We start from the raw sequence: 12873 nt of genomic DNA on the forward strand, positions 1-12873 counted from the left end.
AAAACTAAGTAGTTCAAAGCTAAGTAGTTAAAAAATAAGTAGTTCAAAGCTAAGTAGTTAAAAAATAAGTAGCTCAAAACTAACGAGCATACCTTTCCACGGACAAATCATCGGCTTCAATCTCCGGTGATTTGTCCGACAGAATATCCGCCAGCAATTTCCCCGATCCACAAGCCATCGTCCAGCCCAACGTGCCGTGCCCCGTATTCAGGTACAGATTTTTCAGCGGTGAGCGCCCTACCAGCGGCGTGCCGTCTGGCGTCATCGGACGCAATCCCGTCCAGAATGTTGCTTGCTCAATCGGGCCGCAATGGGGATACAGATCGCGCACCACCATTTCCAGCGTTTCACGGCGCTTGGGATTCAGCTCGGTATTGAAACCTACAACCTCGGCCATTCCTCCGACGCGAATGCGACGATCAAAGCGAGTAATCGCTATTTTATAGGTTTCATCCAATACGGTAGAAACCGGTGCCAAGGCGTCATCCGCCAGCGGAATCGTCAGTGAATAGCCTTTCAGCGGATAAACCGGAATATCGAACCACTGACGCAGTAATCCGGTGGAATAGGAGCCGCAGGCCATCACATAGGCATCTGCCACAATCATTTCATCGTCGCACTGGACGCCCGTAACGCTTTGCCCTTCCACCCGCAGTTGGCGAACGTTACGCCCCAGTTTAAAGGTGACACCGACATCGGCAGCCATAGCCGCCAGTTGGCGAGTGAACAGCTGGCAGTCGCCCGTCTCATCATGCGGTAAACGCAGCCCACCGGTCAGTTTTCCCGCCACGTTCGCCAACGCAGGTTCAACCGAGGCCAGCTCATGACGAGTCAGCAGTTGATACGGTACGCCAGCCTCTTCCAGCACGGCGATATCGCGTGTCGCGTTTTCATACTGCTGCTCAGTGCGGAACAGTTGCAGCGTTCCACCTTGCCGACCTTCGTACTCGATACCGGTATCTCGCCGCAGCGCTTGCAAACAGTCGCGACTGTATTCCGCCAGACGCACCATCCGCGCTTTATTGGTTTTATAGTGGCGCGCATCGCAGTTGAGCAACATTTGCCACATCCAGCACAGCTGTGCGGCCGTGAAATCCGGCCGAATGGCTAGCGGTGCATGACGCTGAAACATCCACTTTATCGCTTTCAGCGGTATTCCCGGTGCAGCCCAAGGCGCGGCATAGCCGGGGGAAATCTGTCCGGCATTCCCGGCGCTGGTTTCCAACGCGGGCTCCGGTTGTCTGTCGATCACGGTAACATCATGCCCTGCCTGCACAAGATACCAAGCGGTACTCACGCCAACTACACCACTTCCCAGAATCACAACCCGCATGCTACCGCTCTCCCTTTCTCTCCGCCAAAGACCGTCTAATCTGCTGGAAAAATGCTTATTGAATGGAATAAAACACTAGTTAAAAGGTAAAACTGAAGACTACTCTAGCAGTTGGGAAGGAATTGTCACCCGCCTCGACGATAACATTTATCTATTGTTATCTCTTCGACTCGTTGATTCATCATTGGGATCGTAACGAAATAACTGTGAAATCATTCACAAAATACGTATTCGTTTTTTAGCTGAAAAGAGTAATAAAGATAAAAAAGGTGAAAATGTTAAATATCAATTTAATTAATAAGTTAGTTATATTGCTTATTTTTAAATCGTGATAATCATCACAGCAATAGAACCAACAACATCACTGTCAAGACACACGACCTCGTAGTTAAATACAAAATTGCGACATTCATCAAAAAAACGCCTTATCAGTTTAATAACATTGTGTTCACACGATAGTTATTCATATTTCCAGAGGGCGACGATGAAAATTGGATTAGTCATTAGCGGCGGCGACGTTAGCGGAATAAATAATTTCATCTTTCAGGTGAATAGAATGACTGCCTCTGACATCGTCATTTTCGATGGTGGAATTAATGGCCTTATCGATAACTGCTGTAAAGTCCTCACTCGCCGCGATTTGGTGGATTACTCCATCTCAGCAATGCCCCTGATTACTTCAGGGAGAAAAACCGGAAAATGCAGAAAAACAGACTATGAGCAAATCGTCAAAAACATTCAAAAACAAAAACTCGACGCGCTCATTATGGCTGGCGGAGATGGCTCATTCCAATTTTTAAAAAAACTCAGTCACTATGGCGTTCATTGCTATGGCGTAGGAATGACAATTGATAATGATATCTCAGGGAATAGCTATACGATCGGTTTTTCTACCGCCTGCGAGCAGGTAATGAGTGAAGTAGAAAAATTGCGAAATACAGGCCGGGGGTTACAGGGCCGGGTATTCATGATCGAATTACTCGGTGGATATTGTGGCGAATTAACCTTGCAGGCAGCATTAAAGAGCAACGCAGACATCGCACTCATTCCAGAATCACCGTGGGAGATTGATAAATTATCACAATGTATTCGGGAGAAAATCGCAGAACAAAACAGCGTGATTATTTTATGCTCTGAAGGCTATACCCATGAATATACTCCTGGCTTTCAGGGCGCTATCGATACCATTATCAAGAAACTAGAGCATAAGATTGGCATCCGTATCCGAAAAACTATTTTGGGATATGGTTTACGAAATGGCGCGCCCACCGGGGAAGAAATTATTCAGGGCACCCTGTTAGCAGAAGAAGTCGTTCGGTGTATTAATTCCGGACTGACCAATAAAATTATCATTATCAATAATAACAACAAGGCTATTCCTATCGACCTGGAGGATTCCGAACGACGTTTGGTTGATGTCGAAAGTCATTTTTATAAGCTCGCGAAAGCCCATCACCTTATATGAGGCCATGATTATGTTGAAAGTACTTTGCGTTTGCGGTTGTGGATTAGGTTCCAGTTTCGCTATCGAAATGACAGCCAAATCCGTACTAAAAAAATTAGGTATTGATGCAGAAATAAATCACACCACGATTTCAGAGGCCTCTGCCTTCAATTATGACGTCATCCTAACCCAGAAAATATTTGCTGACATCCTGAACAGCGATGCCAGTGAAGACGAGAAAAAAAGAGTCATTATTCTTAATAAATTGACTGACAAAGATGAAATAGAAGAAAAAATTTTAACGTATATCCAGGCTCATCAATAGCATGAGGTGAAACATGAACACCGTTATCAATTTCATTGTGAAAGACTTATTAGGCCAGGCATCCATATTGATCGCGCTGATCGCCATGATCGGGTTGATTTTGCAGAAAAAATCGGTAGGAAAAACCGCAGAGGGGACGTTCAAGACGCTGCTGGGTTTCCTCATCATGATGGCAGGGATTAACATCATCGTTGATACCCTGACTTATTTGAACAGTATCTTCACGCAAGGCTTTGGCATGAAAGGCTACATCACCGATGTCGCCGCCATCGCCGGGTTGGCAAACCGCGAACTTGGGTCAGAAGTCGCGTTAACGCTCATGGTGATCTTTGCCGTCAACATCCTTATTGCGCGCATTACCCCCTTTAAATATATCTTCCTGACGGGACAGGCTCTGCTGTGGATGGCAACAATCGGTACCGTAATTGGCTATAAGGCAGGTTTGACCGGCGCAACGCTGATCCTAACCGGCGGCATATTTGGCGGCATTATGGCCGTGCTGATGCCCGCGCTAGCACAGCCGATTGTCCGTAAAATCACGAATTCCGATGATGTAGCTCTGGGGCATTTTTGTACCATCGGGTATCTGGTGCAGGCCGCCGTCGCGCGGTTAGTTGGTAAAAATTCCAAATCCACGGAAGATTTAACGCTGCCCGATAACTTCAAATTCTTGCAGGATACCTACCTGTCGATGGCCGTCGTCATGGTGCCGATGTACCTCATCCCAGCCGTGGCGGCAGGACCGACCTACATCGCGCAATACGCCAACGGCGTCAACTATCTGATGTACTCCTTCATGCAGTCCATGCAGTTTGTCGCGGGCGTTTTCGTTCTCTACAGCGGTGTCCGTCTGCTGCTTAATGAGCTGGTTCCCGCATTTCGAGGTATCGCCATGCGGCTGGTCCCTAACGCCAAACCCGCGTTGGATTGTCCGGTGCTCTTCCCCTATGCACCCAACGCCGTCATTGTCGGGTTCCTCGCCACCACCGTCGGTTCTATTCTCGGGATGCTGATCTTCCCGATGTTTGGGCTGGCGATGATCTTACCGGGTTTATTGACCAACTTCTTTGCGGGCGGCACAGCCGGTATTTTCGGTAATGCGCTGGGAGGACGGCGCGGCGCAGTCATCGGCGGTGTCGTTCATGGCCTTTTCATTACGCTCTTGCCCGCCATTCTGGTGCCATTACTGGAAGATTTCGGATTTACCGGCGTCACCTTCAGTGATTCTGATGTCATCAGTACTGGCCTGATATTAGGACACGCTTTCCAGCAAGACTGGTTATTTGTCGCCGCCTTTGTCGCGTTTGTTGCATTCATTGCCTTTATTGCGAATCGTAAACTATCGCAATAGCGTATTGGCCTGTCGTCATTATGCAAATAGCTTAAGGAGTCACTATGTTTTCTCTACTCAAACGTTTTTTTTCCCCGGGTCCCTCTTCCGGCCCTCGCGATAATAAGGATGACAATCGCGTCAGGGAAATTGAGGAAGAATTAGCGGAGCTTGAGTTTCGTTTAGTTCAAGATCCTGCTCATAGTGAAACGCAAAAAGCGCTAATGATTAAATACAATCAGGCCATTCAGGTATTTTCTTCTCATCCTGACTATCGGGATCGCGTTGATGATATTTTTATTCAGATAGATGAACTCAGAAACACCATTCGGGAAAATATATGAGGATTTATGAGCATAAAAAATTTCCTTTTGCAGCACGATTGTATTCAACTGGGCGTGATATGTAAGACATGGGAAGAGGCTATTTATTGCGCCGCACAACCGTTAATCCGTGCAGGATGTATTACGAAGAACTATCCCGTCGCGGTAATAGAAAGCACGAAGGAATACGGGCCTTATTATGTTTTTGATGAAGGCATAGCTATTCCCCATGCGCGCCCTGAATGCGGGGTTCAGGAGAATTGTTTCAGTTTACTGACGCTACAGACTCCGCTCTCGATTCAGGGAAGTGAACCGGTGGATATTTTAATTATGTTCGGCGGCGTTAACAGCGATGCGCATATTACAGAAGGTATCGCCTCAATCATCAACCTATTGGAAAAGGACGATATGCTCTCTCGTATTCGAAGCGCCACGACGTCAGATGATATTGTCGGAGTATTATGAAAAAGCTTATTTTAGTCAATGGCATTCCCGCATCAGGGAAAAGCACGGTAGCACGTATCATTGCGGATAAATTGAGTCTCTATCGGTTAAGTCTTGATGAAATAAAAGAGCCGTTCATGATGCAGTTTTGCGATGTGATTGATAGAACGTTAAACAGAAAGCTGGGGTACGCCGCCTATCAAGCCATGTTTAATATTGTTAGACAGACTCCTGAGAATAGTATTCTGGTTCTTGATGCCTGGTTCGGTTTTCGCGAGAAAACCGTATTGCAAGATTATCTGGCTTCATGTGATATCCACCATACGCTTGAAATATGGAATGCCATCTCATCTGTTCGGGTAGCAGAGCGATATCAAGCCAGAGTTAATGAAAGAATAAAAGGCCATCCCGGCGATGAATATCTCCCGGAATTAATGTCACTCGCGCATCAGGCCCAACCGATGCGTATTGGAAAGTGTTACACGGTTGATCAGGATAAGGAAATTAATCATCAGGAATTAATTCAATGGATCAAAACACACCTGGATTAATCGCTTATTTATATTACTTTTATGAGGGTAATTATTATGAACACCATGACAACTGCTGAACACCGAGGATATCAATTAATTTGTAACGCAACAGGCGCCATGATGGTTATTGCCTGCGATCAACGTGGCGGTATGCGAACAGTATTAGCACCGACATCAGAAGCACAGGCCGCGATTACCAATGAAACATTAGGAAAAACAAAATATGACATCACCCGCTATCTGGCGGCGGAGGCAGGCTGTGTGCTGGTTGATCCGATCTGCGCCATACCGGGCCTGATAGACGAAGACATTTTGCCCCGCGATACGGGCCTGCTCATCGGGCTTGATGCGTCAGGGTGGGAAACAACGCCAGAAGGCTACCGGATCTCCACGATGGTTGAAGGCGTAACGGCACGTAAAGTGCGCGAATGGGGTGCCACTGGCGGAAAAATCATGATTTACCTTCGCCCAGATAGACCAGACGCCAATACCCGCAACCTTGCCACACTTCGTACCGTGATTCAGGATTTTGCGCAGGAAGATTTACTGCTCGTCGTCGAATTCCTGACCTATCCGCTGGAAAATGAATCTCGTGAAGACTATACCCGCCTCCTGCCCGAACTCATTCCAGCAGGCTGTCAGGCTTGTATCGACCAAGGCGCAAAGGTCTTAAAAATCCCTTACCCTGGATCTGATGAGGCCTGTGCACGCGTGACCGCACTCTGCGGTGACATTCCCTGGGCCGTCCTATCCGCTGGCGTCGATCACGCGACGTTTCTCCCTCAGGTAGAGAGCGCGTTGAAAAATGGTGCCTCTGGCGTGATTGCCGGTCGTTCTCTGTGGAAGGATTGCATCTCACTCGATCGAGACGTTTCTAAAGAGAAGCTGTCTACGATTGCCGTTTCCCGTCTCAACGATATTCAGGCGCTATTAAAACGGTATCAACGCACCTAGTCCAAACGGCATTTCGCGCTCTCTCCGGGGAGCGCATTTCCCTGTCAATCGACAGCGTAATACCGGTTTCTTTTTTCTCCCCTCAGCGGCCTTTCTCCATCAAACACGCTCAATTCGTCAATTGCCGCGTTTCCAAAGCTCAGCTATAACTAAATGAACCACGATGATTTTTTGACAGGAGCCAGCGGGAAGGCAGTAAACGAGATCTCACGTACAGACTTGTTATGTTAGGGGGCGCGCTGATGGCTATATCGACGGATAATCAGGTAAAAAAAACACTTCGCCTGAGTGATGGACCGGACTGGACGTTTGAGTTATTACAGGTTTACCTTGATGAGATTGATCGGGTGGCGAAGCTGTATCGTTTGGCAACCTACCCTCATCAGATTGAAGTCATCACTTCAGAACAAATGATGGACGCCTATTCCAGCATAGGCATGCCGATCAACTATGCCCACTGGTCGTTCGGGAAGAAATTTATCGAAACCGAACAGCGTTACAAACACGGGCAGCAGGGGCTGGCCTACGAAATCGTCATTAACTCCGATCCCTGTATCGCGTATTTGATGGAAGAGAACACGCTGCCGATGCAGGCGCTGGTCATGGCGCATGCCTGCTACGGACACAACTCGTTCTTCAAAGGTAACTACCTATTCCGCAGTTGGACCGACGCCAGTTCCATCGTCGATTACCTGCTGTTTGCCCGGCAGTATATCGCGCAATGCGAAGAGCGTTATGGCGTAGACGAGGTGGAACGCCTGTTAGATTCCTGCCATGCATTAATGAATTACGGCGTTGACCGCTATAAGCGCCCGCAGAAGATTTCGCTCGAAGAGGAAAAGTCCCGCCAGAAAAGCCGTGAGGCCTACCTGCAAAGCCAGGTTAACGATCTCTGGAAGACCTTACCGCGTCGCGAACAGGGGGCTGCACCAGAACAAGCCAGACGTTTTCCGCAAGAACCGCAGGAAAATCTGCTCTATTTTATGGAGAAAAACGCGCCGCTGCTGGAGCCCTGGCAGCGTGAGGTTCTGCGTATCGTGCGGAAAGTCAGCCAGTATTTCTATCCACAGAAGCAGACTCAGGTGATGAATGAAGGCTGGGCCACGTTCTGGCACTACACCATTCTGAATCATCTCTACGATGAAGGCCGAGTCACCGAGCGCTTCATGCTGGAGTTCCTGCACAGCCATACCAATGTGATCTATCAGCCGCCGTACAATAGTCCGTACTACAACGGGATTAATCCGTATGCGCTGGGCTTCGCGATGTTTCAGGATATCAAGCGTATTTGTCAGTCACCGACGGACGAAGACCGCTACTGGTTCCCCGATATCGCGGGTAAAGACTGGCTCGATACGCTGCATTTTGCGATGCAGAACTTCAAGGACGAGAGTTTCATCAGCCAGTTCCTGTCGCCTAAATTGATGCGTGATTTCCGGCTGTTTACGGTTCTGGACGACGACCGAAATAACTATCTGGAAATTGCCGCGATTCATGACGAAGAAGGCTATCGTTTGATCCGACAGGAGCTCTCCGCGCAGTACAACCTGAGCCACCTGGAACCGAACATTCAGGTCTGGAACGTGGATTTACGCGGTAATCGGGCGCTGACGCTGCGCTATGTTCCGCATAATCGTGCACCGCTGGATAAAAGTAGCCAGGAAGTGTTGAAGCACGTCCATCGCCTGTGGGGATTTGACGTTTATCTGGAACAGGCTAACACGGATGGTAGCATCGAGTTGATTGAACGCTGTCCGCCGCGTAACGGGACGGCAGCCACATAACGGAACTCGGTTCACAGGTCAGCGACACGACTAAAGAGAAAGGGGATTCAGGCAGCAACCTGAATCCCCTTTTCATATTCTCACAATGACGCTGCGGTATGAGCCTTAGCGGCGTACTTCCGCGATGTCCCGCGGGATCGCGCTCTGCATACTGTGCCAGATCGCCCCACTTTCTTTACCGTAATGCCTGACGACATCCATCACCTGATCGTAAAGCTCTTCGCTGCGCAACGCGTCCAACCGACCGTAAAAATTCACCGCCAGCTTGCGGGCTTCCGGATTGGAAAAATAGTAACGCCCTACGCGAATATACAGCCCTTTCAGGCCGTTCAGGATCAGACCATAAATCGGATTGCCGGAGGCAAAGGCCAAGCCACGAAACACGTTGTAGTCAAGTTGTGCAAAGGCTTCTGCGCTATCGTCTACCGCGCTTGTCTGAGTTAATACATCACGCACTTTTTCCGGGTTATGGCGTAGCGCCGTCCGAATAAAAATGGCGGCGATGTTGGTGCGCACGGCCAGCAGGTTATCGATCAGTTGCGGCACGCTATCGTGATCGAGTCGAGCCAGCGTTTCCAGAATATTGAGCCCGGAGGTTTCCCAAAAGTTGTTAATTTTTGTGGGTTTCCCGTGCTGTATCGTCAGCCAGCCATCGCGGGCTAGGCGCTGAAGCACTTCACGCAGCGTAGTACGGGTCACGCCGATCAGTTCGGAAAGCTCTCTTTCCGCGGGCAAAATAGAGCCAGGAGGAAAGCGGTTATTCCATATACTTTCGATAATGTATTCTTCCGCGAATCCAGCCGGACTTTGCGCCTTTATAACCATGTGTTTGATAATCCGTAGCGGTGATTGCCGAAAAAAGCTAAGTCATAATACCAGACGAAAGAATCATGATATAGCGCCGCACTCGGGCACCAAGCAATTTCAATGAAAAATTGTGACTGCAAACCGCCCTCTCACGCCTTAGAACGGTAGACTTCTGCCCGTTTGTAAAGTTTTTACGATATGATAAAACCATCAAACTATTCTAACGAATAAGGATTCCTCTTCCATTATGATCGCCATGCCTCTCCACCGCGCGCTGCTAAAAAATTTCCTGGGATACGCGCCAGACTGGTACAAACTGACTATTTTTTGCTTCTTGCTGATTAATCCGCTGCTGTTTTATTTTGTCAGCCCGTTTTGGGCCGGTTGGTTACTCGTCGTGGAGTTTATTTTTACGCTAGGCATGGCGCTGAAATGTTACCCATTACAGCCTGGCGGCCTGCTGGCACTACAGGCAATCTTCATCGGTATGACCAGCCCGCAGCAGGTGTGGCATGAAATAACGGGGAATATTGAAGTCCTCATGCTGCTGGTGTTTATGGTGGCAGGCATCTACTTCATGAAGCAACTGCTGCTCTTTGTGTTTACCAAACTGCTGCTGCGCATTCATTCCAAAACGCTGCTTTCACTTGCTTTCTGTATCGCCGCCGCCTTTCTTTCCGCGTTCCTTGATGCGCTAACCGTGATTGCCGTTATTATCAGCGTCGCGATCGGGTTTTATGGTATTTATCACCGTTTCGTTTCCCAGCAAGGTGAAGACGAGGCCGATATCAGCGATGACAGCGCGCTAAACAGCGAGGAGCAGCATCGTACGCTGGAGCAGTTTCGGGCATTCTTGCGCAGCCTGCTCATGCACGCTGGCGTCGGTACGGCACTGGGCGGCGTGATGACGATGGTTGGCGAACCTCAGAACCTGATTATCGCGAAAAGCGCCGGTTGGGATTTCGTCAGCTTCTTCCTGCGTATGTCACCGGTGACCGTCCCGGTGTTTATTTGCGGTATCCTGACCTGCGTGCTGGTTGAGCGTTTTAAACTCTTCGGCTATGGCGTAAATCTGCCAGACAACGTGCGCCGCGTGCTTGAGGATTACGATCGTGACATGACAGAAAAGCGCACGCCGCAGGATAAAGCGCGTTTAATTGTGCAGGCGGTGATTGGCGTCTGGCTCATTGTCGCGCTGGCGTTTCATCTGGCTGAGGTCGGGTTGATTGGCCTTTCCGTGATCATTATGGCTACGACGTTCTGCGGCGTAACTGAAGAGCATGCCATTGGTAAAGCGTTTCAGGATGCCATGCCGTTTACCGCGCTGCTGACGGTCTTCTTCGCTATCGTCGCCGTCATTATCGATCAGCAACTGTTTTCACCGATTATCCACCACGTCCTGCAATCTTCTGAGAGCGCGCAGCTGACGCAATTTTATCTGTTCAACGGCCTGCTCTCATCGATATCGGATAACGTCTTCGTTGGCTCGGTTTATATTAACGAAGCGCGCAACGCCTTTGAGAACGGTCATATCTCGCTACCTCAGTTTGAGTTACTCGCTGTCGCGATCAATACCGGCACCAATCTGCCTTCCGTCGCCACGCCGAATGGGCAAGCCGCGTTTCTGTTCTTGCTGACGTCCTCTCTGGCACCGCTTATCCGTTTATCTTACGGGCGCATGGTGATCATGGCTCTGCCTTACACCATTGTGATGACGCTGGTCGGGTTACTTTGCGTTGAGTTCACGCTGGTACCGTTCACCGATTTTCTGATGAATAAACAATGGATTTCTTTGCCAGACTTGACCATATCGGGCAGTCACTCATAATCACGATCGTGTATAGTAATCACCGTGGCGACAATTTCGGTCTTGATGACATCATCAACATCATTTTTGTCGCGACAGAATGATATAAAAGCATCAAATAAACATATCGTTACGTTTTGCACAGTGAAATGATGGCAGTGAAGCCAGAACGGTTTACACTGCTGCTTCAATCATGTTTAGCATGGAATATTTTTATGTTGCGATTTCTTAATCGTTGCTCACGCGGGCGTGGTGCGTGGCTGCTGCTGGCGTTTACTGCTTTAGCGTTGGAATTGACCGCGCTCTATTTTCAGCATGTGATGTTATTAAAACCGTGCGTGCTGTGTATCTATCAGCGCTGTGCGCTGTGGGGCGTGTTCGCGGCAGGTATTGTGGGTGCCATCGCGCCAACAACGGCGTTGCGTTACCCGGCCATCGCACTATGGATATACAGTTCTTATGAAGGGTTCCGTCTGGCATGGAAACACACGGATATTTTGTTAAATCCGTCGCCGTTTACCACCTGTGATTTCTTTGTCAGCTTCCCGTCATGGTTGCCTTTAGACAAATGGCTTCCGGCCATTTTCAATGCGACAGGTGATTGCTCAGTACGTCAGTGGGAATTCCTTTCTATGGAAATGCCGCAGTGGCTGCTTGGCATCTTTGCCGCTTATCTGTTGGTTGCCGTGCTGGTATTGATCGCTCAGCCTTTCCGCCCTAAGCGTCGCGACCTCTTCAGCCGCTAATGAAATACCGAAAAGCCCGACGAGAGTCGGGCTTCTGGTAACTGTTTCTACGCCTCACAGGCTTGTGCCACCCCTCACTGCTGTGGTCTGTAGATATCGCGATAATGGCCTAATCTTTCATTAAAAAAAGGTCTTTTTTCCTGCGGGATTCTTCGTGATATTTCATCTGCGTCGATCTTTTTTTCCTGACTTTCCATAAAAGCAATGGTGGAGGCAGCAAAGTCGGTGTACTGCTCGCTGTACTCAAGAATAATTTTCTCAAAGTTAATCACATGCTCTCCCTCCTGCTGGTTTAACCGCTTTAAAATTATACAACACGTCACGATTTGTGCCGGAGATGACAGCATGATTCGCACAATGAAAAAGAGAAATGTGAAGTAACAGACAAAAACAGATGGGATGACGAATGAACGCTGATTATCCCCCAATAAAAAGCCCCTCTTCTGAGTGATTCAGATTGAGGGGCCTCTTGTTTTAATCAGATAACAGCCTAGCGCCGAACAGAAACTATCGCGCCCACTCGGGCTTGTTTAAAATGTGGTCCTGCCAGTCCACCACCTCAGTCTCACGCACGGCGATATGGCGCACGGAGATACGCTCACGGTGCATCGCCGTTTTAGTACCACAGACCAGCGGGTGCCACTGCGGTAAATCTTCACGTTCATGGATCAGGCGATACGCACAGGTCGCGGGTAGCCAGTTAAACGTCAGCAGGTTTTCACGCGTCAGCTTGATACAGTCCGGCTCGTACTCAAAGCGTTTCTCATAGTTACGGCACTGACAGCTTTTAATATTCAGTTGATTACAGGCGACGTTGGTAAAGTAGATTTCCTCCGTATCCTCATCAATCAGTTTATGCAAACAGCACTGACCGCAGCCATCGCACAGCGACTCCCATTCATCGTCGGACATCTCAGACAACGTTTTTTGCTGCCAAAAAGGGCGTTCAGTCATGTCTCTTCCAGTTACCTTAGTTGTATAAATCGATAGCGGTGTAAATAAAAATGCGTGATTCTGGCGGGCGCGGCGGGGAAATTTTGCTG

General features: G+C 48.8%; 14 protein-coding genes. 10 read left to right on the forward strand and 4 right to left on the reverse strand.

Going from position 1 to position 12873, the window contains the following annotated elements:
* Positions 1-79: 79 nt before the first annotated feature.
* On the reverse strand, positions 80-1333 hold the full coding sequence (locus tag QWJ20_RS00695) for a D-amino acid dehydrogenase (RefSeq protein WP_433991633.1): 1254 nt from the start codon (positions 1331-1333) through the stop codon (positions 80-82).
* 484 nt (positions 1334-1817) lie between these two features.
* Here QWJ20_RS00695 and QWJ20_RS00700 point away from each other — a divergent pair, with 484 nt between their 5' ends.
* From QWJ20_RS00700 to QWJ20_RS00735, 8 genes are all read left to right on the forward strand, one after another.
* Entirely contained in the window at positions 1818-2798 is a 981-nt protein-coding gene (locus QWJ20_RS00700) for a 6-phosphofructokinase (RefSeq protein ID WP_095699395.1), read from the forward strand.
* A 10-nt stretch (positions 2799-2808) separates the two neighbouring features.
* Entirely contained in the window at positions 2809-3102 is a 294-nt protein-coding gene (locus tag QWJ20_RS00705; RefSeq protein ID WP_039288047.1) for a PTS sugar transporter subunit IIB, read from the forward strand.
* A 13-nt stretch (positions 3103-3115) separates the two neighbouring features.
* On the forward strand, positions 3116-4453 hold the full coding sequence (locus tag QWJ20_RS00710; protein ID WP_433991634.1) for a PTS sugar transporter subunit IIC: 1338 nt from the start codon (positions 3116-3118) through the stop codon (positions 4451-4453).
* 44 nt (positions 4454-4497) lie between these two features.
* Positions 4498-4776 carry a hypothetical protein gene (locus QWJ20_RS00715; protein WP_433991635.1) on the forward strand — a complete coding sequence of 93 codons (279 nt, stop codon included), beginning with the start codon at positions 4498-4500 and terminating at the stop codon, positions 4774-4776.
* A gap of 6 nt (positions 4777-4782) precedes the next feature.
* Positions 4783-5220 carry a PTS sugar transporter subunit IIA gene (locus QWJ20_RS00720; RefSeq protein ID WP_109410972.1) on the forward strand — a complete coding sequence of 146 codons (438 nt, stop codon included), beginning with the start codon at positions 4783-4785 and terminating at the stop codon, positions 5218-5220.
* Positions 5217-5750: an AAA family ATPase gene (locus QWJ20_RS00725; RefSeq protein WP_433991636.1), complete on the forward strand. Its 534-nt coding sequence runs from the start codon at positions 5217-5219 to the stop codon at positions 5748-5750. Before QWJ20_RS00720 ends, QWJ20_RS00725 begins: the two co-directional genes overlap by 4 nt.
* Positions 5751-5786: 36 nt before the next feature.
* Positions 5787-6686 (forward strand): tagatose-bisphosphate aldolase, encoded by a 900-nt coding sequence (locus QWJ20_RS00730; RefSeq protein ID WP_433991637.1) that lies wholly within the window; start codon positions 5787-5789, stop codon positions 6684-6686.
* 242 nt (positions 6687-6928) lie between these two features.
* Positions 6929-8470 (forward strand): SpoVR family protein, encoded by a 1542-nt coding sequence (locus QWJ20_RS00735; RefSeq protein WP_039319701.1) that lies wholly within the window; start codon positions 6929-6931, stop codon positions 8468-8470.
* A 105-nt stretch (positions 8471-8575) separates the two neighbouring features.
* Here QWJ20_RS00735 and fadR read toward each other — a convergent pair whose 3' ends face one another.
* Positions 8576-9295, reverse strand: coding sequence for a fatty acid metabolism transcriptional regulator FadR (gene fadR / locus QWJ20_RS00740; protein WP_095699389.1), 720 nt, complete (start codon positions 9293-9295; stop codon positions 8576-8578).
* Positions 9296-9524: 229 nt separating this feature from the next.
* Here fadR and nhaB point away from each other — a divergent pair, with 229 nt between their 5' ends.
* Positions 9525-11105, forward strand: coding sequence for a sodium/proton antiporter NhaB (gene nhaB / locus QWJ20_RS00745; RefSeq protein WP_433991638.1), 1581 nt, complete (start codon positions 9525-9527; stop codon positions 11103-11105).
* Between the two features lie 194 nt (positions 11106-11299).
* Positions 11300-11830, forward strand: a complete 531-nt coding sequence (gene dsbB, locus QWJ20_RS00750) for a disulfide bond formation protein DsbB (RefSeq protein WP_119888748.1) — start codon at positions 11300-11302, stop codon at positions 11828-11830.
* A 74-nt stretch (positions 11831-11904) separates the two neighbouring features.
* Here dsbB and QWJ20_RS00755 read toward each other — a convergent pair whose 3' ends face one another.
* Positions 11905-12102: a DNA polymerase III subunit theta gene (locus QWJ20_RS00755; RefSeq protein ID WP_010275471.1), complete on the reverse strand. Its 198-nt coding sequence runs from the start codon at positions 12100-12102 to the stop codon at positions 11905-11907.
* Positions 12103-12337: 235 nt separating this feature from the next.
* Positions 12338-12784: a YcgN family cysteine cluster protein gene (locus QWJ20_RS00760; protein WP_015840178.1), complete on the reverse strand. Its 447-nt coding sequence runs from the start codon at positions 12782-12784 to the stop codon at positions 12338-12340.
* Between the last annotated feature and the right edge of the window lie 89 nt (positions 12785-12873).

The organism is Pectobacterium sp. S5 (assembly GCF_051707265.1).
In the GTDB taxonomy this organism is placed as follows: Bacteria; Pseudomonadota; Gammaproteobacteria; order Enterobacterales; family Enterobacteriaceae; genus Pectobacterium; species Pectobacterium polare.

What these genes read in the sequence shown, in the direction of transcription:
- QWJ20_RS00695 (WP_433991633.1), bottom strand. Translation starts at nt 1,333, where the DNA reads ATGCGGGTTGTGATTCTGGGAAGTGGTGTAGTTGGCGTGAGTACCGCT.
- QWJ20_RS00700 (WP_095699395.1), top strand. Translation starts at nt 1,818, where the DNA reads ATGAAAATTGGATTAGTCATTAGCGGCGGCGACGTTAGCGGAATAAAT.
- QWJ20_RS00705 (WP_039288047.1), top strand. Translation starts at nt 2,809, where the DNA reads ATGTTGAAAGTACTTTGCGTTTGCGGTTGTGGATTAGGTTCCAGTTTC.
- QWJ20_RS00710 (WP_433991634.1), top strand. Translation starts at nt 3,116, where the DNA reads ATGAACACCGTTATCAATTTCATTGTGAAAGACTTATTAGGCCAGGCA.
- QWJ20_RS00715 (WP_433991635.1), top strand. Translation starts at nt 4,498, where the DNA reads ATGTTTTCTCTACTCAAACGTTTTTTTTCCCCGGGTCCCTCTTCCGGC.
- QWJ20_RS00720 (WP_109410972.1), top strand. Translation starts at nt 4,783, where the DNA reads ATGAGCATAAAAAATTTCCTTTTGCAGCACGATTGTATTCAACTGGGC.
- QWJ20_RS00725 (WP_433991636.1), top strand. Translation starts at nt 5,217, where the DNA reads ATGAAAAAGCTTATTTTAGTCAATGGCATTCCCGCATCAGGGAAAAGC.
- QWJ20_RS00730 (WP_433991637.1), top strand. Translation starts at nt 5,787, where the DNA reads ATGAACACCATGACAACTGCTGAACACCGAGGATATCAATTAATTTGT.
- QWJ20_RS00735 (WP_039319701.1), top strand. Translation starts at nt 6,929, where the DNA reads ATGGCTATATCGACGGATAATCAGGTAAAAAAAACACTTCGCCTGAGT.
- fadR (WP_095699389.1), bottom strand. Translation starts at nt 9,295, where the DNA reads ATGGTTATAAAGGCGCAAAGTCCGGCTGGATTCGCGGAAGAATACATT.
- nhaB (WP_433991638.1), top strand. Translation starts at nt 9,525, where the DNA reads ATGATCGCCATGCCTCTCCACCGCGCGCTGCTAAAAAATTTCCTGGGA.
- dsbB (WP_119888748.1), top strand. Translation starts at nt 11,300, where the DNA reads ATGTTGCGATTTCTTAATCGTTGCTCACGCGGGCGTGGTGCGTGGCTG.
- QWJ20_RS00760 (WP_015840178.1), bottom strand. Translation starts at nt 12,784, where the DNA reads ATGACTGAACGCCCTTTTTGGCAGCAAAAAACGTTGTCTGAGATGTCC.